This window comes from Nostoc sp., assembly GCF_041747015.1.
Classification (GTDB): Bacteria; Cyanobacteriota; Cyanobacteriia; order Cyanobacteriales; family Nostocaceae; genus Nostoc.
In genome coordinates this window covers 35,674-56,284 of the sequence record NZ_JBGTFY010000188.1, presented here as the reverse complement: position 1 = coordinate 56,284, position 20,611 = coordinate 35,674, and the positions used below count along the sequence as shown (strand labels likewise).

Below are 20,611 nucleotides of genomic sequence, written 5' to 3'. Positions count from 1 at the left end.
GCATGGGGCATTGGGCATGGGGGAGCAGGAGAGTAGAAAAAAACTCATTAATGGAGTTCAAAGATTCATTAACGAGTTTTAAAGACTCATCCCCTATTCTCAATTCTCAATTCTCAATGCCCAATGCCCAATGCCCAATGCCCAAATTTAACCTATGCGACGTAAAAAGGATGCTCTCTGCACAGAATTTGCCTTCACTCTTCCTAGAGGATTGAGTGATGGTGAACACCGAGTACATCGTCATGGGGTGATGCGTTTAGCCACCGCCAAAGATGAAATTTTGGTGCAACAAGAGCGCAGAGTTCAGCAAAATCAGGCTTACGGCGTTTTAGTAATGCTTGCACACGTCATTACTCGCTTGGGCAGTTTCAACTCTGTTAGCCCTGACTTACTCGAAGGACTGCTCCTACATGACATTGCTTATCTGCGAGAATTTTATAATCGAATCAACCAGCTAGGCAATGTCCACATTCCGACACAATGCCCCCACTGCAATACTGAATTTTCAGTGGAGCTAGAACTCGCGGGGGAGTCGTAAGCTACCCCTCCAATACTTTATATGAGGAGGTAGCTTTTATTGCTTATCATTTCCATTGGTCACAAGATGATATTTTAAATTTAGAACACACTACCCGTCAGCGCTGGGTAGCCGAAATTAATAAAATTAACCAAAAATTAATATGAAAGTAAAAGTTAGCTACTCACCAACTTTAAGTGAAGTCAATGAAGTTGACCTTACCACAGAAACTACAACTAGAGGAGAATGGGTAATAGGTCGTTCTCCTGATTCTGATTTAATCTTAGAAAGTCCTGATATCAGTCGGATACACGCTAAGTTTTTTGTTAAAGGTGGAAATTACTACTTCTGTGATCTTGGTAGTAGAAATGGCTCAATATTTAATGGGAAACAGGCTGAAAAAGATCGACAATATGCTTTGAGCGATGGAGACGTTATTCGGATTGCAGATTACGTTTTGATATTGGAAGGAGTTGCTGCCGCCTATGAGCAAGCAGAGACTGTCTTTAGGATTATAGATCCTTCACTGTTTTCTCGATCGCGATCGCCTGAAAATGTCAGCCCTGCCAATGTTGCTAATCCAGCCCCAGAAGTAGTTAACGAAGTAGAAACACCTGAAATTAATGCTGCTTCCCTAGAAATCAGCGAAATATCAGCAGTTGCTTCTACTCAAACTGATGATGTCATCCCGGTTGTTGAGGTAATCGTCTCTGAAAATATAATTCAGCCACTAGAAGCAGTCAACGAAGTTCCAGTCGCTATTAGTGATGAAGTTACAGATTTGGATATACCAGTTGCAGCAGAAGTCAACACAGATGTTGAGGAAGTAGAAGTTCCAGAAATCACTGAATCCTCAGAAGTTTATTTCGCTGAGGTTGACGATGCGATGCCTACGCCGGCAAGCAACGCAATACCTGAAAATATAATTGACACTCCTGAAGAAGAAAGTGTTCTTCTAGAAACCACTCACGATCCGGTTGGAGACTTAGAAGCAGAAGATACCTTCGTACAGCAGCGTGATACACAGAGTGCCATTATAGAAGTTACCTACGATGAAGATGCAGAGTTGGAGGCAGCACTGATAGCAGAAGTCACCTTTGTACAGCCGCGTGATATATTCAACGAACTTCCTACACAGGAGAGCGCTGTTCCAGAAGCTACCCACGATGAAGTTGTCAATTTGGATATAGTAATTGTCGAAAAAAGCAGTGTAGATACTGATGAGCTTTTCAGTGATGTTACCCCAGAAGTTAGCGAAGTTGCTGAAGACGCATTAAACCAAGTTCCACAGGATGTTAGTGATAAAGTTGTAGATTTGGATACATCATTGACAACAGAAGATAGCGCAAATGTTGAGGAAGTGGAACCTGTGGAGGTTGTAAATTCTGCTGCTGCTTCGGAAGCATTGACTGCACCTAATGATGGCGTTTCGCAAGTTTTCAATAATGAATACATTGATTTGAATGACACAAATGCAGAAGAAGTTACTGTAGATGTTGATGATATTTCTGCACAAGTAGGTGAAATTTCTGACTCAGCGAATATTCAATCTTTGGAAACAACAGAAAGTGAAGCTCCTGAAATCATTAGTCAACCGATTGAAGAAATTTCGGAAGCAGAAGTAATTAAATCTGATACAATCCCCGAAGAAACAAATGTAAGTGAGCCTCCGCAAATTATCGTTGAAAGAAACATAGTACTCATTGCTCACGAAAGCAAGAAATCAGAACTTGCTGAATTTGTTTCTCAACATCAGGAGTTTTTCTCACAAAGCTTTACAATTACGTGGCCATCTGTTAGCGAAGCCTTACATCAACAGGCAGGGATAACTATTAGTCAACAAACCCCCGCACCAACTTCTGGAGGATATCAAACAATTGCTTCATTAGTTGGAGCCGGAGAAATTTCAGCAGTTATTTTCCTGAGAGATTTGCTGCAACCTCAGCCTGGCCAAGCAAATGAAGAAGCACTGCTGAGGTTATGCAATATTAATCAAGTTTTACTTGCAACTAATTTACCAACAGCAAAGGCGATCGTCTATTATCTTAAAGCGAGAGGAGAGTAGCACTAAATTATTCGTGAACAACAAGATCCCCGACTTCTTAAAGAAGTCGGGGATCTGCGTATTTCGAGAAAAATTGCAAATTGCATAGAATAATTGCAATATTAAAAATTAATCTAAAAATATATGTATATTTTAAAGCAAAACTTATTTAAAGAAATGTTTGCAAACTTAAAAACTTTATTTAGACAGCCAGTTATTTTTTCAAGTGCGATCGCTACAATTTTGTTAGTAGGCATTCAAAAAATTGGGGTTTTCGAGCCTCTAGAAATGAAGGTTTACGACCAGATGACGCAATTACGTGGCGATCCCAGCCCAGACAATCGTCTATTGATTGTTGCTTTAACTGAAAAAGATATCCAAAAATTGAATTGGCCTCTATCTGGTGAACTTCTAGAGCAACTATTAGGCAAACTTGAAGAATATGAACCGCGAGCTATTGGTCTAGATATTTTTCGTGATTTACCAGTACAACCCGGCCATGACAAGCTACTGCAACGCATACAACAGAGCGATATCATCATTCCTATTTGCAAACATTCTGGTTCTAACAATCCGGGAATAGCACCTCCAGAAGGCGTTGAAGCAGAGCGAGTCGGATTTAATGATGTTGTAGAAGATACTGATGCCACAATTCGCCGCAACCTATTATTCGTAAGTGCAGAGGAGTCTGATTCTTGTCAAAGTACCTATTCCTTTGGCTTACAACTAGCACTCAAATACTTAGAAGTTGGAGGCATCCAACCAGAATTTACCCCAAAAAAGGAACTACGACTTCGAGATACTGTATTCAAACCCCTGCAAAGTAACGCTGGCGGTTATCAGAAAGCAGATACAAATGGCTACCAAATCCTGCTTAACTACCGTTCTGGTTATCAGGTAGCCCAGATAGTAACTATTACGGAGGTACTTTCAGGTCAAGTTAAAGCAGACTTGGTGAAAGACCGCATCGTTTTAATTGGTTCAACAGCCAATAGTTTAAATGATATTTTTAATACGCCATTTGCTACTGGTAAGTCAGATAATTCTGGCAAAATGGCAGGAATTGAAATTCATGCCCACAGCGTTAGTCAAATTCTCAGTGCTGTTCTCAACAAACAGCCTCTATTTTGGTTTTTGCCTGAGTGGGGTAAAGTCTTTTGGATATGGGGATGGACTGTAGTTGGTGGGTTGCTAGTATGGCGCATTCAGCACCCGCTAGGCTTAGGATTAGCAGTAGCAACAGCCCTTACAGCGTTATTTGGAGCCAATTTTGTCATTTTTACCCAAGCTGGATGGTTTCCAGTCATACCTCCAGCATTAGGGCTAGTATTTACCGCCGGGAGTGTCCTGGCTTATAGTGCTTATCAAACCAAGCAAGAGCAACAAGAAATTACCCAACGAGTTCAAGAACATCAACAATTAATTGGGGAATTGCAAGCCCTTTTACGACAGCGTGGTAACGCATCAGATGCAGCATCAACGCTAATTATGGATTCCATCGGCCAAGAAATGGCAATAGGGACAGTACTAAACAACCGCTATAAAATTACTGAACGCTTGGGTTCTGGAGGATTTAGCAATACTTATGTGGCTGACGATATCCAGCGTCCTGGTAATCCGCAGTGTGTGGTTAAACAGTTGCGACCTCCCCGCCAAGATGCAGAATATTTAAATGTTGTTAGACGCTTATTCGACGCTGAAGCAGAAATTTTAGAAACTTTGGGTAAGCACCCACAAATTCCCCAACTGCTAGCTTTTTTTGAAGAAAATCAGCAATTTTCCCTAGTGCAAGAATTGGTTCAAGGACACGCTATGGACAAAGAATTAGCCCCTAATAAGCTACTAAAACAAGCTGAAGTTGTGGAGATGCTCAAAGAAGTTTTACACGTACTTGTTTTCGTTCACAGCTATGGTGTAATCCATCGAGATATCAAACCTAGTAACTTGATTAGGCGAGAATCAGATCAGCACATTGTTTTAATTGACTTTGGTGCTGTTAAGCAGATTCATCCTCAGCAACAAGAAGCTCAGACTATTTCAATTGGTACTCCTGGTTATGCACCTTCTGAGCAAATGAGCGGGTTGCCAAAATTAAACAGCGATATTTATGCGTTGGGAATTATGGGAATACAAGGTTTAATTGGAGTAGATCCCAGAGAATTTCGTAGAGACACAAATATTGGTGAAGTTATTATCCAAAGTCAAGCTAATGCCAATCAACAGATTTGGCATCATTGGCGCGAACTAACTGACGCAACAGACGAGTTAGTTATTATCTTAAATAGAATGGTACATTTTGACTTTACTCAACGATATCAGTCAGCGGCAGAGGTGCTGAAAACTCTCGAAAGTTTGTAAGAGGTTGGTGTTTGGAAACTACTCCACCTTATGTCAATACGGTTCGGTTAAGCTCAAAAAATAAAAATGTGTAGGTTGGGTTGAGGAACGAAACCCAACATTTTGCGGCGTTTGTTGGGTTTTGCAAAGCTTCAACCCAACCTACAAAATAAATCTGCTGTTGAAAGGGATAGTTTAATACCTAAAAACCCCAGATTTGAATCTGGGGTTATTTACAGGACTTACGCAAACAATAGCCAAAAAGAATGATTTTTAGGTAGGGGCAATTCATGAATTGCCCCTACAGCGTGTAGTTTTGCGTAAGTCCTAATCTCAATAAAATATGAAATGGCAGTTAATTAGATAGCTGTTGTATTCTTTGGGACAGCAGTTGAGCAATTTGCTGATTAATAATTGCAACATCAAAACGCTCACTAGCAGTAATCCTAGCATTATTGGCGATGGTTGCAGTTATTTCCGTCTCCTGAAGACAGGTAGTAATCACTTGTGCAAGTTCCTGGGGTTCTCCTGGTGTCACTAGAAAACCATTAAGTCCGTGTTCTACTAATTCCATTGCACCTCCAGCTTTTGCTGCAACTACAGTTTTTCCACATAGCATTGCTTCAACAATCACTCTACCAAAGGGTTCTGGGGAAGTGGAGGTATGTGCTACCAAGTCACAAGCTGTCATTAATTGGGGAATATCGGAACGAAATCCTAAAAATTTGACGCGGTTTTCTAGTCTAAGTTTGGCAACTTGTTGGTGTAATTGTTGGACATAATCTTGTTCGCCAAACAGGGCATCACCGACTAAAATGGCTGTTACCTGGGGTGGGCATTTGGCAAGGGCATCAATTAAAATATGCTGCCCTTTCCAAGGTGCAAGTCGGCTAAAGTGTCCGACTACAAATTTTCTCTCCAATCCTAAATCTTGCTGCAACTTTTTGATGTCGAACTCATCAGTTTGATAATTTTTCACTTCAAAGCCGTTATAGACAACTTCGATGATGTCTTGGCGTCCTCCTGCTTGCACAAAAGCTGTTTGACTAGCTTGGGAGTTGGCGATTACTAATGATGCAAAACGATTCGCTAAGTTAACAGCAATGCGAAGATTAGTTTGGCTAAAATGTTCTTTGGAAAGAATATCATGTAAATGATAGACTAGAGGACGGCGACTGAAAAAACTTGCTATTGCTCCTACAACTAATGCCTTTTGAGTGTTGGCGTAGATTAAATCGTATTCACGCGCTTTTTGGACTACTTTAGTAATTAAAGGTGCAAGTTGTGCCAAACTATTTAATCCTTGTACCAAGCTGCTTTCTTTGCGAACTTGGATTGCTTGAGTTGCGAGAACTTCTACTGGGATATGATTTTGCTGTAGTAAATCTTTAAATGATCCATCTGCAAATAAACCTACCAAAGCGTGATTGCAATAGGGTTTAGCAATATCTATTAAACACAATTCTGCACCGCCTGGTTTACCACTTTGGTCTAAGAAAAAAATTCTCATAAAGCCTCTGCTTTCTCAGTTAGTTTAACCCACGCAGCACCCTTGATATCGATTACATTCACTTGTTTAAGCTAATAAAATATTTCGTACTTGCTGGGCGATTTGATTCCAGTCGTAGTGTGTGGTGGCGTACTGGCGACAGGCTTCTGGTGAAGGTAAAGCGATATTTCCCAGTAGGACCTGTTCTAATTTTTCAGCAATAGCTGATGCTTCTGTTGAGATAGTAATTAAATCGGGTGAAAATTCTGATAAAATTTCTGGCATTCCCCCAACTGGAGTACATAAAACAGGAGTACCACAGGCTAGAGATTCAACTATTACTAATCCAAATCCTTCAAAAGATTGACTAGGCATAATAGTTAATTCAGCAGCTTGGTAAGCAATAGGTAATTGCTCATCAGGTAGAAAACCTAAAAATTTTACGTTGTCGTCTAGTCCTAGTTCTGTAGCCTGTTGTTGTAGTGCAGCTTGGATGTGTCCACGACCTGCGATCGCTAGCCAAACATCTGGTATTCTGGGTTTAATTATAGCTAGTGCCTGCAATAATTTGTCAACCCCCGTTCGATGTACTAAGCGGCGTGATGTAAATATAATCCGGCGATTATTTGGCCAGCCTAGCTGTTTACGAGCCTCTTGGGGCGATAAATTTGCTTGAAACCAATTAATATCAACTCCACCAGGAATAACATTAATTTTGCTCCACGGTATTTGATACTTTTCATGTAAGATATTACCAAATGCTTTGCTCAAAACAATAAAGCGATCGCACCGATTATAAGTGTTTTTTTCTATTAGCCAGTGCTTGATTAAAAGACTGAGGTTTTTATTAACTACTTCTTGCTGACTCTCAGAAGCCCAAGGTCCATGAAAGTTAAAAGTAACTGGTACACCCTTTGGCAAAATATCTAAAATAGGAAAGCTATATAATGCAAAGTGCAAATTAATAGCATCTGGTTTGCTTGTTCTTGTTTTCTGAAAGTTAGTGCGAATCGACCATAATCTTTGCCAAATAGCACTATCAACAGAAGCCAAATTAGTCAGCTTAATCGGCGAATTTAGTTCGGTTTCTGGTAAACCGACTCCGCATAACTCAACTTGATCTTGATTTGCTGCTAATTTATGAGTTAGTTCATAAATATACCTTTCTAATCCTCCGGGACTTTTGGGAAACCAGCCTAATCCGAGGGTGACAATCGATGCTGATCCTGAACCAAAACTTCTTTCTTTATTACTTTCCATTCATGTGTCTCCTATAAATATATTTGAAACAGTAGAGGCAGGGCTATTTCATTCTCATCTAGCCCGCCTCAGAATGAATTCTGAGTCTAATAGCACTCATTCGTCTAAAGACGACTGAGACTCATGTTATAGTCCGTTTTAACGGACTTTAGCTATAAGAAAAGGAACTTTAGTTCTGGGCGGTTTATGCCTAGAATGAAATAGCCCTGCAGTAGGGGCAATTCATGAATTGCCCCTACTGCGTGTTATATCCCAACCTGAATTACTAGAATTTACGAATATACATTATCAATAAGAGTTTTTTGTAGAACACCAATTTATAAACTATTTATATGTCAACGTCAATAATGAATTTAAACCTGTGTTTTTTGTAACTAAAGAACATCGATTATTATATATGTGATATTTACCAGTCAACAAGCTGAGTAGTAGACAGGGAAAGGGAAAAAGCACTATTAATTAATCGATAAACAAACAATTTTGTATTGATATTTACAATTTATTTTTAACAGGTAAATATTAATACATTGAAAAAAATAGTTATATTTTTCTGCGGATTATACAAACAACGATTGTATATAAATAATTAAAAGCTTAGAAATTATATGAAAAATAAATTACTGGCGCAGTTAGTAAAACTCCGTCACCAACTCAATCAGCACATCAAAAAACTATCTAAACCTAGATATTTGCAAAGAAGTAAAACTTTCAACTTTTTACTCAGTCTGACTCTTGGAGTTATTGTTACTACCATTGGAATTACAACGGATTGGGCGACAACCGGCACACCCACACTTACTTACAAAACATCGTGGATAGGTAATACTTTTGGCAGTGGAAATCTGCGGGTGCAAAATAATATTGAGGCAATGTATGTTACCTCTGATGGTAAAGTTTATACTAACAGTCATTGGGACGAAGCTGGAACAGAGGCAGCAATATATAAAGATGGTAAAGTTATTGGTGCCCTTGGGGATACTCACGGCTGGAGTCGTGGAGGTGGCAAAGCGGTAACAGCAAATAGTAAATATGTTTACATTGCCATGACTCAAGGTTCGAGGGGCAATACAAAAGAAGATTACCCACCAGAAGGAACAACTTGGCATTGCGTTAGACGTTATGATTTGTCGGGAAAACCTGCGCCGTTTACTGAAGGGCGTGGCTGGGATAAAAGTATGTTAATTACCAGTACTAAAAGTGAAGTTACTGGATTAGCAACTGTGGGAAACGAGTTGTATGTGAGTGATTTTGCTGCTAACCGCATTCGTGTCTATGATACTGATACGATGAAGGAACTCCGCAGCTTTACCGTTGCTAATCCGGGAGGAATAACTATTGATCCACAAAAAAATCTCTGGATTATTCAAAGCAAAAATGGTAGTAAGCCTGCCAAAATTGTACATTATTCCCCAAGGGGAAAGCAATTGCCCCAACAGATTGCAGATATCGTCGAACCAACTGCGATCGCAATTAATCATCAAGGTAAGCTGTTAGTGGCAGAAAATGGCTCACGTCAGCAAATGTTGATTTATGACATTAAAAGCAATCCGGTGCAGTTAGGTAGTTTCGGCTGTAAAGGTGGTATCTATGCAGGCGTTCCTGGTGAAGTTCGAGATTTGAAACTTTATGGACTTACCGGAGTTGGTACAGATGCTTCAGGTAATATCTATATAAATAGCAATGGTTTCAACAAATCAGGAACAGATTTGCGGAAGTTTTCGCCATCGGGAAAACTAATGTGGCGATCGCTGGGATTGATATTCGTCGATAATGCAGATGCCGATCCTAAAACTGATGGTGTAGATTTATTCACCAAACAAGAACATTATCTGATGGATTACAGCAAGCCTGCTGGTAAGCAATGGACTTATAAAGATTACACCTTAAATGCTTTCAAATATCCTCAAGATCCGCGTCTGCATACATCGCCAGATGGAACCTTTGTTCGCCGCATCCAAGGGAAGCCGTTTTTGTTCCTCACGGATATGTATAGCAGCTTTCTGCAAATATATCGTTTTAATCCAGCCACCGATGGTAAAATTGCCATCCCAGCCGGAATGTTTGTTGCTACCAATGGCGATAAAAAATCAATCGCGGGAAATTGGCCACCGCAGCAGCCAGAAAAAGGAGAGTGGATCTGGCGCGATCGCAACGGTAATGGCACATTTGAAAAGAACGAATACGATACCAGCAAAGATTATCCTTATATCGGCGGGTGGTGGGTAGATAGCAAAGGAGATGTTTGGAAAGCTTTGCGAACACAAGACGGCATTCGACATTATCCTTTACAGGGAATAGATGCTAAAGGCAACCCCATCTACAGCTATAGTTCGATGGAAAAGCAAGCTATTCCTAGCATATTTAACGACTTGCGGCGGCTCGAATATTTCCCCCAAACAGATACCATGTATTTGTCAGGTTTTACGGTAGATCATCCCGCATTCGGCGACGATGCTGGAGTTGCTGGATCTGAGATTGCCCGTTTTGACAATTGGAGTCAAGGAAATCGTACTCCTCGCTGGCGGGTTGTGATTCCTTACGACAGCACCGGCAAACGCGAAGTGTCTACAGCTGCAATTAGTGTGGCAAAAGATTATGTTTTCGCTGTGACAGTTAAAACCGCAGAGGTATATGTCTACAATGCCACGACGGGAGTGCAAGTACAACAGTTAAAACCAGGCACAGAAGTTGGAGGCGAAAGTGGCTGGATTGATATACCCTACGGTATCCGCGCTTTTCGGCGTTCAAATGGTGAGTATCTGGTATTTGTGGAAGAAAATTGGAAAGGAAAGGTGATTATGTATCGACTAGCAGGGTAAGCATTTCATTAACCTCGATTATGCCAAGGCTAATCTTTTCAGACTCCGATAATGTGGCTCCCGATGTGGCGTGGGTGAGTTATGAGCGGTTGGCGCAAATTCAGGATGAAGCGGGGCATTTTCGAGGAGCACCGGAATTGGTAGTAGAAGTGCTTTCTTTGGGAAAAGCAAATGAAGATCGAGATCGATTAGCCAAGTTGAAACTGTATTCAGTTCAGGGAGTGCAGGAGTATTGGATTGTCGATCGCATTGCTCAACGAATCGAAGTCTATCGACGAGACAATGCTCAGTTAATGCTGGTTGATGATGTGATTACGTCGCCCTTGCTGCCCAATTTTGCCTGTGAAGTAGCGCGTCTTTTCGTGTCACGGAGCTAAACGTCCCAAATTCTCCAGCGCAATCCCTCGGTAGTTCCAAGCCCAATCGAAGTCTGGTTTAATTTTCAGTGCTTGGTTGTAAGATGCGATCGCTTCTTCATAGCGTTATAATTCATTTAATGCAATTCCTCTACCTTGCCAGTCTTCTAAATCTTGGGGGGTAAGTGCGATCGCTTGCTCAAAATCTGCTTCTGCTTGCTGCGCTTGGTCATTTTTTTGACAAGCCAATCCTCGCCATACTAGCGCCAAAATGTACTTTGGCTTAATTCTCAAAGCTTGGTTCAGGTATTCAATGGACTCGTGGTATTGTTCCAGATGATAACAAGTTAGACCCAACCCATAAATTATTTGGGATAATTATTACAAGAATGATAATGTCTATTACTAAAATCACCAAACAAAGCAATTAGAAAGCGTTACTGTCAATCTGTACGATTTCCATTACAAAACCATTAAATAAGTATCTTTTCCTTCCACTGGCAAAACTCGCAATTTCTGATTTTGTAAATCGGGTTCTAATCCTAAATCTTCTAAAGGTATTAATCCCAATAACGGATCTGAACCTTCTGGTAATTCAATACAATTGAATGTCCCTTCTCTCCCCTCAACTGAAAGATTCAACATCTTAAAAACCCGAGCTTTTTGTACTCCTGTAGCTATTTTTACATCTACTTCTCCTTGCAGAGGCAATCCCAAATCAAGAATAATATTTTTAGGCAAGCACAGCCTTGTTGCACCTGTGTCAACTAAAACATCATGTAAAGTAATTGAGCGTATTTGTTCTGTGGGAATAAATCCTCTTTCTGCGAGAGTTTGGTCAATTTGGTTAGTAATAGTGATTGTGGTAGTTACTTTGCCCATTTTTTCACTTTTGCTATTTGTCATATCATTTTCCTATAAATTAATCTGACTTTTGCCATTAAGTCGTGAAACAACAAAATAGCAAGGGTTTCAGACCATCTTTTATTGAGAATAAATTAATATTAATGACAATAAATCAGGATAAAACAGGGCTTTGGGCTAGGAGTAGAGTAAGTGTAGGCGTAGCCCGCACTTCTCTACGAGAGGCTGCGCCCTAAGCGTAGCTATGCCGCAGGCTTTACGACAAAGCTCAGTGACCATCGTAGACATCGCTGAATTAAGGAGATAACGGGAAAAGTCAGATAAATTAATGAGGTCGATTAGGGTTACTCTAGACTCTTGACTAGCTTCTACAAAAAGAAGTGCAACTTATAGGCGCATTATAGCGGTTCTTGTTTCCATGAGTTATACCCGTAGGGGCACGGTACTGCCATGTCCTTACACTTGGCGATATAATTTTGTACCGCATCTGAATGGGAACCGCTATAGCAAAATATTCCACATCAAACAGCGTCCTTATCAAACAACAGCCCTTTGTTTAGGCTGACGCACCGGACGCTTGCGCTCGCTTCGACGAACGCCTCCTGCCATTTTGTACTCAACGCTATTCTTGCCATACTTTGCAGCTACACTGAGTAACATATGTTCTGTTAGTTCCATCAGCGACTTTTCGGCAACTTCTAAGGCTCCCTGAGTCAGATCCACGGTGGAGAGGGTTGAGTTATAAGCTTCCAACTTATCTTGCGTTGTTTTGATGATGACTGCAAAGGAGTCAATAGTTACCCCATTGCCTAAGTCTAAGGTAGGACTGATCGATTTCAAAGCCGCAATTCGACGCTGTGCTCTATCAAGTACTTTAGACCCGCGTTTTGGACGTGACATAAATCACTTTCCTGTTATTAATAATGCGCCAGGACAAAAACTGAGTTCTACCCTGAACTGTACAGCACTAGAATAGACAAAATTAGGGTTACTTGACACCCGCATTATTCAGTATAAATTGACTTATTTATCACAAATATATTGAATGGCTTTATGTAAATTCTTGGAGGTTGCCCGAATTCAGTAAACGATTGTCCAAATTCAGTAAACAACTGCCCAAATTCAGTAAACAACTGTCCAAATTCAGTAAACAACTGCCCAAATTCAGTAAACAACTGCCCAAATTCAGTAAACAACTGCCCAAATTCAGTAAACAACTGCCCGAATTCAGTAAACAACTGCCCGAATTCAATCAACAACTGCCCGAATTTAATATGGGAACTTAGCAAACTTGCTTTTATTAAACACAAAAGCGATGTCTACGATGGTCACTGAGCTTTAGCTTTGTCGTAAAGCCTGCGGCATAGCTACGCTTAGGGCGCAGCCTCTCGTAGAGAAGTGCGGGACGCCTACGCAAGAATTGAACTGATACAAAGCGTAGACGCAAAGGGGCTTGTCGTCAGACATCGCACGATAGGATTTCTCACCGCTAGCGTCTCTTGTTGGTAAAATTGCTACTGTAGTTACTTCTAGCCTAAAGTTGCTGCCTAAATTCTAGCTTTATGCGACACTTTACCTGATAGCAAATAAATTGCGATTGCGATCGCAAATGCCTCTGGGCTATCAATGCTGAACTCCAACAGGTAATTTTCCGACTATCGATCAAGAAAAATGGACTTCTATAGAAATTGCAACCTCAGCAATCGCTAGAACCTATCGTAAAATTGAATAATGACCATCAAGACTTTTAGGCACTGTGAACTTTTTTATTGGTTGCGCTGTTTGGGCATACAAAGGTTGGGTGGGCGAACTCTATCCCCAAGGAACTCGCACAAGCGATTTTCTCAATCTCTACAGTCGTCGCTTCACCACTGTAGAAGGTAACACCACTTTCTATGCCGTGCCTAACCAAGAAACTGTAACTCGTTGGGCTGCCGAAACACCAGAGGGTTTTGAATTTTGCTTGAAATTACCGCGAGATATTACCCATCAAGGATTACTACAACCATATATACCTGCTGCTTTAAAATTTCTGGAAGGGATGCGCCCTTTAGGTAAGCATCTTGGCCCAATATTTGCCCAACTACCACCTAGTTATGCACCTGCATTGCTTGACGATTTAACTGACTTTTTGTCAGCTTGGCCGCGCACAGATGCACCTCTAGCGCTAGAAGTTCGGCATCCCGACTGGTTTAAAGAACCCCATGCGAGTAATTTGACAGCGCTTTTAGAGAAGCTAGGCGTGGGACGAGTGCTGTTAGATTCACGACCCATCTACACTGGAGATGATGATCCCCAATTACAATCGGAACGGCGCAAACCCAAATTACCTCTGCAATTGAGTGTAACAGCACCTTTTACTCTGATTCGGTTTATTTCTCATCCGAATTTATCAGTGAATCAGCCGTTTATGGAAGAGTGGGTGAGACAGATTCAGCAATGGTTGCAGATGGGAGTGCGAATTTATTTCTTTGTTCATTGTCCAATAGAAGAGCAATCGCCTAACACAGCGCGTCACCTCCAAAAGCTATTGGAACAGAGTGATACATCAGTACCCCCTTTACCTTGGAATCAACTTGAGCATCCCCCTAATCAGCTCAGTTTGTGGTAAATACGAAAGTAGTTGAGAGTTAAAAATGGAAAATATTTCTCAACTTAAATGTGTTTAAATTTATATTTCCATGAGCAAACATAAAAAACATAAATTTTAAATTCTATAAAGAACAACGGCTATAAGCACAGCGTCTTGTTCTGCTACTGGAGAATTTACATCAAACTCTCAATCATGACATCAAATGTAAAAGGCAAGTTTTGGATGAAAATAAATTTAAATTTTCTCAATTCAAAATAATGGGTATAATGTCTGACATAGATGTAGATGATTCCAGATAACTAACCTTATGCTTGCTTATTGAAGGCACACCGTCGTATAGTATTAACATCCTCTCCCTTGTGCTAGTTCTCAAATCCTTAATCTGACTAATCCCAACATTTGATAACTGATGCATTTGCACCACTCAACTTTTTTAGATGAGAAATTAAAAAACCTATATGTGTTCGCGGAGCGTTTGTTAGAGAAGCGGCTTGTCGTCAAACATCACCTCCCGCTCTTGCAAATTATCATGCGATCGCCACAATTAACTGAAATCTGGAAATCTAAAATCAAATTATTATTTACCATAACTAGCAACATCAAAAGCAAAAACCTCTGTCATAAGAGTTTAAAGACACTTGCAATATTTGTGACAACTAAGCCAGAGAAAATAGTCGGCTGATGAAAACAATCCTTTCAGTAAAAATATCTTCACAAATAAGACTTGTATCCCACCTGTAAAACCGTACTTTAAAGAGATTGTAAATTATCAAATATAATCTTGTAAATACGCTTTACAGAACTACACAGTGTGAATAAGAATAATAACTTAACCAAAGTAAAATTTTCCTGAATACAGTCAAATAATGCTGTCATAGGGAAAAGCAGTGAATAAAGGAGAGACTAAGCGATGAAGGACCCTTATCTGTTGGCAGCAGGCTTGTTAACAGGATTGGCAATACCAGCATCGGCTCTTCCACATCTGTCGATTGTCCTGCCAGAAAATTCTAGATTCCTGTGGGATTTAAAACAAGGTTCGCAGACAATAGTCAGTACAGAAGTTATCAAGAGCGTTGATCTCTCCTTAGCAGAACTCAGCGCCCAAGCGTGGCAACCCCTAAAAAGTTCGCAGCCAACAGTAGAGAAAAACGTCCATAGCGTACCAGAATTCAGTAGTCAGGCATTACCAGCTCCAACAGAGTCATTAGTTAACGCCAGCGCCAAAACAGCTAGTCTCTCACTGACATCTGGCAATCATCTTTACTACCAAAGATTGGCGGCTCTGAAAACAGGTCAGATTTATACACGCGTAGATAGTGATAATTTAAAATCATTGTGGGAGTCGATTAAGAAACGTCAACTAACTTATGACGACTGGAAAAGTTTACTAGCTTTAGAAGCTAGAGCGATCGCTCAAGGTCAAGGTGTAAATCATCTAAGTATCTTAGTTGGTGATTCTTTGAGTATGTGGTTTCCTAGAGAAAAACTACCTGCTGGTAAATTATGGCTGAATCAAGGCATATCTGGAGATACTTCCAGTGGCGTTTTAAAAAGATTGGGAGCGTTTTCAGCAACGCGGCCAAATGTGATTTACGTTATGGCTGGGATTAACGACTTACGAAAAGGCGCTAGCGATCAAGCAATTTGGCGTAATTATCGCCGAATTCTCCGCCGCTTACGCCAGACTCATCCACAAGCTCAAATCATTGTCCAATCAATTTTGCCTACTCGCCTACCAAAACTTTCCAATAGCCGCATTCGTCATATCAACACAGAACTAACCCTGATTGCCAAGCAAGAAGGCGCTAATTATCTAAATATCTATAGCTGGTTTACGGATATGGAAGGTAATTTGCGCCCAGAGTTGACTACAGATGGCTTGCACCTGTCTCAAGAAGGATATGATGTGTGGCGATCGGCACTACAGCAAATAGAATACAAGCTCAGTCAGCGCTAGAATTAAGCGATCGCTTCTGTGCAAGACGCTACCCCTATCACCAGAAGTTCTGTAATTGTGTGAATTACTAATAAATAGTAGTTGTAAATATAAATATTTGTAAATTAAACGATAAATTTTCGCAAGTTCCTCAGAGAGCGCTACCCCTATTTTCGAGAAATTTGCCAACGCGCTGATCAGGAGGTAACAGCACCTGCCGATTACGGATTGGTATGAAACACTGATGCGGTTGGCGAAGACAAGTGAGGAAAGCGAAAATAAAATAACCGTGTCTCCCGGACAGGAAAATGCTATGGTTTAACGCTCAATACTTCCCGATTCAAAACCTGATTCAACTTACCGCTGCGATAACCTTCTAAATCTAGAGTTACGTAGATAAATCCGAAATCTTGAAATGCGGAAACTAATTTTTGTAAGTCTGTAGTCAATACAAACTCTTTGATTTGTTCTGGTGGCAATTCAATACGTGCTGTATCGCCTTCTGAACGCACACGCAAATTCTGCCAACTAAGCTTTCGCAGGAAAATTTCTGCTCTGCCAACTCGTTGTAACTTATCTACAGTAATCTCTTCACCGTAAGGAAACCGAGAACTAAGGCAAGGTTGAGCAGGTTTATCCCACCAATGTAAACTCAGTTGTTGCGAAAGTTGTCGGACTTCAGCTTTAGTCATACCAACTTCTGCCAAAGGCGATCGCGCACCTCTTTCTTTCGCCGCCTGAATTCCTGGGCGATAATCATGCAAATCATCGGCATTCACCCCATCCACTACATAGGGATAACCCAACTGCAAAGCCAGAGGTTTGAGAGTGTCGTGCAATTCACTTTTACAAAAATAACAACGGTTGACAGGGTTAGAGGTGTAATTGGGATTTTCCATCTCGTAAGTCTGGACGATTTTATGAGAAATCCCAATTGTTGCGGCTTGAACTTTGGCATCTTCCAACTCTTCCGGCAACAGCGAAGGAGAAACAGCCGTGACAGCCAAAGCGCGATCGCCCAATACATCATAAGCAATTTTGGCAACCAAAGTGCTATCAACGCCCCCAGAGTAGGCAATCAACGCCTGCTCCATTTCTTTAAATAAGCCTTGCAATTGCTCAAATTTTTCTGTCAACATCATTTCCCAATCCTGCCAAAACCCATTGCACCCAACAATTTCTATTGTAGTCATTAGTCATTTGTCATTGGGCATTGGTTATTTTTTCTTCCCCCACTCCCCATTAACTTCAGTTGGCGCTTTGCTGTACTTGGCTACAAGACTGGCTAAAAGTGGTAAATCAATCGGTTTAGAAATATAGTCATTTACTCCAGCTGCTAGACAAATTTCGCGATCGCCTTTCATTGCCATTGCTGTTTGAACAATTATCGGAATCGCCCCATATTGCCGATTTTCTCGCAGTTGTTGCACCAAATTAAGACCATTTCCATCTGCCAGACAAACATCCATTAAAATCACCGCTGGCTTTAACTGTGTTAGAGCTTCCCACATTTCGGCAGCATTCTTAACCCAAGTCACCTGATATTCCAATTCACGTAAATAAATTTGCATCAAATGAGCGTTGGGTAAGTCATTTTCTACCAGCAAAATATCTACACAAGAACTAGGGGTGAAAGGCAGAGGAGATAAGGAAAATTTTGCTTCCACTGCTGCCTCATCTCCTGCATCTTGCTTAAGGGGAAGTATGAGGGTAAAACGGGAGCCGTGATCTACTTCCGATTCCACTTTCACTGAACCACCGTGAATTTGGGCGAGTTTCTGAGTCACTGATAAACCCAAACCAGTACCTTCAACACCACCAGACACGGCTTTGGCAATTTGAAAATAGGGTTGAAACAGTTTAACTTGGTCTTCTTGGGAAATGCCAGTGCCAGTATCCCAAACTGTGAAATGTATAAATACACCTTTGAGGGCAACCTGTAAGCCAACACTTCCTTTACTGGTAAACTTTAGGGCGTTGAAAAGTAAATTCACCAGCATTTGCTTGAGTCGTAAGGAGTCAGCTACTAAAGTTGTAATATCAGGGTCAATTTCTAGACACAGTTTCAAACCCTTATTAGTGGCTTTCTCTTTCACCAGCGCCAAAACATTGGTACACAACAGTTCCACATCTACTGTTTCCCACTGCACATCCAGTTGATTGGCTTCAATTTTAGAGAGATCCAAAATATCACCAATTAGAGCTAGTAAGTGCTTGCCGCTAGACTGAATTATATTTAAATAGTCTTGCCGGCGTTCTCTAGTTGGTTTGTACTCTGGGGCTAAAAGCAGGTCGCTAGAAAAGATTATAGAACTAAGCGGTGTGCGAATTTCGTGACTGGTATTTGCCAGAAACTGATTTTTCAGTTGATTGGTACACTGCAATTCTTGATTAGAGTTACTTAACTGTTGATACCGTTGCTGCGAATATAGGATGTGTTTAAGTTGTAACCATGCTGTAGTACAGTACTTAGCTGACCTTGCCATCAATTGTGATCTAACTTGAGCTTGTGATTCTATGAGCGACTCATGATCAGAGCTTAGGGGCGCTGCGGCGATAATTAGCCAGCCGATGACGTTGCCAGAATCATCAGCTAACTGCCAAGCACTCGGTGGTTGTTGATTCTCAAGGTGTTGCAAATCTTCGACTTCTATAACCTCTTGCAATCTCAACAGCAGCTTTTTTTCTGCTGTCAGTACTTCTAGAAGTGAGTTGGTGGATGGAGAATGACAAACATAGCAAACTGTTGCAACAGTTTCTTGTGGTTGAAACAGAGCAATGCCTACGGTACAATCTGTCAGCGCCAGATTACTGTTGTGAACAGCACTGTTAATTTCGTTAACCATAGTTTGAAAAACTTGCGCTTGTGCGGTTCCTGCCTGGGGGACAGTATTACAAGCAGAAAGCAGGTAATCATTAAGGCGACTTTGCAACTGGTTCAAGCTGCTCTCCAGCCACACCTGCGTCCGAAGTTGCTCAATTGTTGTCAAAAGTTTTGGCGTTGCATCTATCGGTGAGTTTTGTTCTGGTAAGCTTGAATACTGCTGCATGGTCAATTAGACCGTTGAACAAGTTTAGCTTGGCACAAAAATCCCAATAGGATTTTATGTATATTAAGGGACAATTCTTTTTTATTTATAAACCACAGCCTATGTTGTTATAAACCATAACTTATGTTGTCGGGTTTAGCATCTCTACCAAAAAATTATTGTATAAATCACTGACCTAAAATTTTTTAAAGCAACTTAAGACTTATGGATACAGAATTCATCCAACTAATCGTTAATGGGATTGCAGTGGGGAGCATTATTGCTCTCGCCGCAGTCGGGCTTACTCTTACCTATGGAATTTTACGGTTATCTAACTTTGCTCATGGTGACTTTCTAACTTTAGGAGCCTATGTGACTTGGCTGATAAACACTATTGGAGTCAATATTTGGCTGTCGATGATTCTGGCGGCGGCGGGAACAGTTGCAGCAATGCTGTTATCGGAAAAGTTACTGTGGTCAAGGATGCGCTCTATCCGTGCTACTTCCACGACGCTGATTATTATTTCGATCGGACTTGCCTTATTTATTCGCAATGGGATTATTTTTATCTGGGGTGGCAAAAACCAAAATTACAATTTACCTGTTACCCCAGCTTTAGATATCTTTGGTTTAAAGGTGCCGCAAAATCAATTATTGGTATTGGGGTTGGCGGTGCTAGCAATTTTGGCGCTGCATTACCTACTGCAAAATACCAAAATTGGTAAAGCGATGCGGGCAGTTGCCGATGATCTGGACTTAGCCAGGGTTTCAGGTATCAATGTTGACCGAGTAATTTTTTGGACTTGGGTAATTGCTGGCACTCTTACATCATTGGGCGGAAGTATGTATGGATTGATTACAGCCGTGCGCCCGAATATGGGATGGTTCTTAATTTTACCATTATTTGCCTCAGTGATTCTGGGTGGAATTGGCAACCCTTATGGTGCGATCGCCGCAGCTTTTATAATTGGCATCGTTCAAGAAGTCAGCACCCCTTGGCTGGGTTCACAGTATAAACAGGGCGTAGCACTGTTGATCATGATTTTGGTGCTGCTCATTCGTCCCAAGGGTTTATTCAAAAGCACGATTTGAGCAGCACCACTCCACTTCTTCTAACTATTGAATAATGTGGAAGTAGTAGGCTGCTACCACGAAATTGATAGCTAACAATAACAGTGCCCAGCTTGTGCGAAAGGCGTAGGGAGGTTTAGCTCCACTATCGGCAACTGGGGAAATCTTAGCTTTAGCGGTCATAATCCGGTTCTCCTAATGTCACGACTTTTTAAGAAATACCAAACTGGTGTACCAAATATCCAAATTCTTTAAGAATATTTGTGTGAAGTTGGGAATTGGGCATTGGGAACTGG

16 protein-coding genes and 2 pseudogenes are annotated in these 20,611 nt (G+C 41.0%); 9 read left to right on the top strand and 9 right to left on the bottom strand.

Annotated elements, in window-relative coordinates:
• Window positions 1-154: 154 nt before the first annotated feature.
• From ACEW80_RS15960 to ACEW80_RS15945, 4 genes are all read left to right on the top strand, one after another.
• Window positions 155-538 carry a phage tail assembly protein gene (locus tag ACEW80_RS15960; RefSeq protein ID WP_373527530.1) on the top strand — a complete coding sequence of 128 codons (384 nt, stop codon included), beginning with the start codon at window positions 155-157 and terminating at the stop codon, window positions 536-538.
• Window positions 502-684 (top strand): DUF6760 family protein, encoded by a 183-nt coding sequence (locus tag ACEW80_RS15955; protein WP_373527565.1) that lies wholly within the window; start codon window positions 502-504, stop codon window positions 682-684. The genes ACEW80_RS15960 and ACEW80_RS15955 overlap by 37 nt, the downstream gene beginning before the upstream one ends.
• Window positions 681-2,582 carry an FHA domain-containing protein gene (locus ACEW80_RS15950; RefSeq protein ID WP_373527529.1) on the top strand — a complete coding sequence of 634 codons (1,902 nt, stop codon included), beginning with the start codon at window positions 681-683 and terminating at the stop codon, window positions 2,580-2,582. The genes ACEW80_RS15955 and ACEW80_RS15950 overlap by 4 nt, the downstream gene beginning before the upstream one ends.
• A gap of 156 nt (window positions 2,583-2,738) precedes the next feature.
• Entirely contained in the window at window positions 2,739-4,919 is a 2,181-nt protein-coding gene (locus tag ACEW80_RS15945) for a CHASE2 domain-containing protein (protein ID WP_373527528.1), read from the top strand.
• Between the two features lie 334 nt (window positions 4,920-5,253).
• Here ACEW80_RS15945 and ACEW80_RS15940 read toward each other — a convergent pair whose 3' ends face one another.
• On the bottom strand, window positions 5,254-6,408 hold the full coding sequence (locus tag ACEW80_RS15940; RefSeq protein WP_373527527.1) for a glycosyltransferase family 4 protein: 1,155 nt from the start codon (window positions 6,406-6,408) through the stop codon (window positions 5,254-5,256).
• A 66-nt stretch (window positions 6,409-6,474) separates the two neighbouring features.
• Entirely contained in the window at window positions 6,475-7,647 is a 1,173-nt protein-coding gene (locus ACEW80_RS15935; RefSeq protein ID WP_373527526.1) for a glycosyltransferase family 4 protein, read from the bottom strand.
• A 605-nt stretch (window positions 7,648-8,252) separates the two neighbouring features.
• Here ACEW80_RS15935 and ACEW80_RS15930 point away from each other — a divergent pair.
• Both ACEW80_RS15930 and ACEW80_RS15925 read left to right on the top strand, forming a co-directional pair.
• Complete coding sequence (locus ACEW80_RS15930) at window positions 8,253-10,466, top strand: hypothetical protein (protein ID WP_373527525.1); 2,214 nt, start codon at window positions 8,253-8,255, stop codon at window positions 10,464-10,466.
• 14 nt (window positions 10,467-10,480) lie between these two features.
• Window positions 10,481-10,843, top strand: a pseudogene (locus ACEW80_RS15925) (Uma2 family endonuclease); the annotation flags it as partial.
• On the opposite strand, the pseudogene ACEW80_RS15920 reads toward ACEW80_RS15925, so the two are convergent.
• The 4 genes and pseudogenes from ACEW80_RS15920 to ACEW80_RS15905 form a co-directional block, all read right to left on the bottom strand.
• Window positions 10,832-10,936, bottom strand: a pseudogene (locus ACEW80_RS15920) (tetratricopeptide repeat protein); the annotation flags it as partial. The pseudogenes ACEW80_RS15925 and ACEW80_RS15920 overlap by 12 nt on opposite strands.
• Window positions 10,937-10,948: 12 nt before the next feature.
• On the bottom strand, window positions 10,949-11,188 hold the full coding sequence (locus ACEW80_RS15915) for a tetratricopeptide repeat protein (RefSeq protein WP_373527564.1): 240 nt from the start codon (window positions 11,186-11,188) through the stop codon (window positions 10,949-10,951).
• Between the two features lie 96 nt (window positions 11,189-11,284).
• Window positions 11,285-11,728, bottom strand: coding sequence for a retroviral-like aspartic protease family protein (locus ACEW80_RS15910; protein WP_373527524.1), 444 nt, complete (start codon window positions 11,726-11,728; stop codon window positions 11,285-11,287).
• A 495-nt stretch (window positions 11,729-12,223) separates the two neighbouring features.
• Complete coding sequence (locus tag ACEW80_RS15905) at window positions 12,224-12,586, bottom strand: hypothetical protein (RefSeq protein ID WP_373527523.1); 363 nt, start codon at window positions 12,584-12,586, stop codon at window positions 12,224-12,226.
• A gap of 856 nt (window positions 12,587-13,442) precedes the next feature.
• On the opposite strand from ACEW80_RS15905, the gene ACEW80_RS15900 reads away from it, so the two are divergent.
• Together ACEW80_RS15900 and ACEW80_RS15895 are read left to right on the top strand one after the other, a co-directional pair.
• Window positions 13,443-14,297: a DUF72 domain-containing protein gene (locus tag ACEW80_RS15900; protein WP_373527522.1), complete on the top strand. Its 855-nt coding sequence runs from the start codon at window positions 13,443-13,445 to the stop codon at window positions 14,295-14,297.
• Between the two features lie 892 nt (window positions 14,298-15,189).
• Window positions 15,190-16,236, top strand: coding sequence for an SGNH/GDSL hydrolase family protein (locus ACEW80_RS15895; RefSeq protein WP_373527521.1), 1,047 nt, complete (start codon window positions 15,190-15,192; stop codon window positions 16,234-16,236).
• A 290-nt stretch (window positions 16,237-16,526) separates the two neighbouring features.
• Here ACEW80_RS15895 and larE read toward each other — a convergent pair whose 3' ends face one another.
• Both larE and hrmK read right to left on the bottom strand, forming a co-directional pair.
• Window positions 16,527-17,354 (bottom strand): ATP-dependent sacrificial sulfur transferase LarE, encoded by an 828-nt coding sequence (gene larE / locus ACEW80_RS15890; RefSeq protein ID WP_373527563.1) that lies wholly within the window; start codon window positions 17,352-17,354, stop codon window positions 16,527-16,529.
• A 78-nt stretch (window positions 17,355-17,432) separates the two neighbouring features.
• Window positions 17,433-19,265 (bottom strand): hybrid histidine kinase/response regulator HrmK, encoded by a 1,833-nt coding sequence (gene hrmK, locus ACEW80_RS15885; protein WP_373527520.1) that lies wholly within the window; start codon window positions 19,263-19,265, stop codon window positions 17,433-17,435.
• Window positions 19,266-19,469: 204 nt separating this feature from the next.
• On the opposite strand from hrmK, the gene ACEW80_RS15880 reads away from it, so the two are divergent.
• The gene (locus tag ACEW80_RS15880) at window positions 19,470-20,336 is read left to right on the top strand and encodes a branched-chain amino acid ABC transporter permease (protein WP_373527519.1); all 867 of its coding nucleotides are present in this window, start codon (window positions 19,470-19,472) and stop codon (window positions 20,334-20,336) included.
• 24 nt (window positions 20,337-20,360) lie between these two features.
• Here the strand turns inward: ACEW80_RS15880 and ACEW80_RS15875 are convergent, their stop codons facing one another.
• Complete coding sequence (locus ACEW80_RS15875) at window positions 20,361-20,498, bottom strand: photosystem I protein PsaX (protein ID WP_373527518.1); 138 nt, start codon at window positions 20,496-20,498, stop codon at window positions 20,361-20,363.
• Between the last annotated feature and the right edge of the window lie 113 nt (window positions 20,499-20,611).

Excerpts from the sequence above, each read along its gene's own strand:
- ACEW80_RS15950 (WP_373527529.1), top strand. The coding sequence starts at position 681 with ATGAAAGTAAAAGTTAGCTACTCACCAACTTTAAGTGAAGTCAATGAA.
- ACEW80_RS15910 (WP_373527524.1), bottom strand. The coding sequence starts at position 11,728 with ATGACAAATAGCAAAAGTGAAAAAATGGGCAAAGTAACTACCACAATC.
- ACEW80_RS15880 (WP_373527519.1), top strand. The coding sequence starts at position 19,470 with ATGGATACAGAATTCATCCAACTAATCGTTAATGGGATTGCAGTGGGG.
- ACEW80_RS15930 (WP_373527525.1), top strand. The coding sequence starts at position 8,253 with ATGAAAAATAAATTACTGGCGCAGTTAGTAAAACTCCGTCACCAACTC.
- ACEW80_RS15940 (WP_373527527.1), bottom strand. The coding sequence starts at position 6,408 with ATGAGAATTTTTTTCTTAGACCAAAGTGGTAAACCAGGCGGTGCAGAA.
- ACEW80_RS15935 (WP_373527526.1), bottom strand. The coding sequence starts at position 7,647 with ATGGAAAGTAATAAAGAAAGAAGTTTTGGTTCAGGATCAGCATCGATT.
- ACEW80_RS15895 (WP_373527521.1), top strand. The coding sequence starts at position 15,190 with ATGAAGGACCCTTATCTGTTGGCAGCAGGCTTGTTAACAGGATTGGCA.
- ACEW80_RS15905 (WP_373527523.1), bottom strand. The coding sequence starts at position 12,586 with ATGTCACGTCCAAAACGCGGGTCTAAAGTACTTGATAGAGCACAGCGT.
- ACEW80_RS15875 (WP_373527518.1), bottom strand. The coding sequence starts at position 20,498 with ATGACCGCTAAAGCTAAGATTTCCCCAGTTGCCGATAGTGGAGCTAAA.
- larE (WP_373527563.1), bottom strand. The coding sequence starts at position 17,354 with ATGTTGACAGAAAAATTTGAGCAATTGCAAGGCTTATTTAAAGAAATG.
- hrmK (WP_373527520.1), bottom strand. The coding sequence starts at position 19,265 with ATGCAGCAGTATTCAAGCTTACCAGAACAAAACTCACCGATAGATGCA.
- ACEW80_RS15945 (WP_373527528.1), top strand. The coding sequence starts at position 2,739 with ATGTTTGCAAACTTAAAAACTTTATTTAGACAGCCAGTTATTTTTTCA.
- ACEW80_RS15960 (WP_373527530.1), top strand. The coding sequence starts at position 155 with ATGCGACGTAAAAAGGATGCTCTCTGCACAGAATTTGCCTTCACTCTT.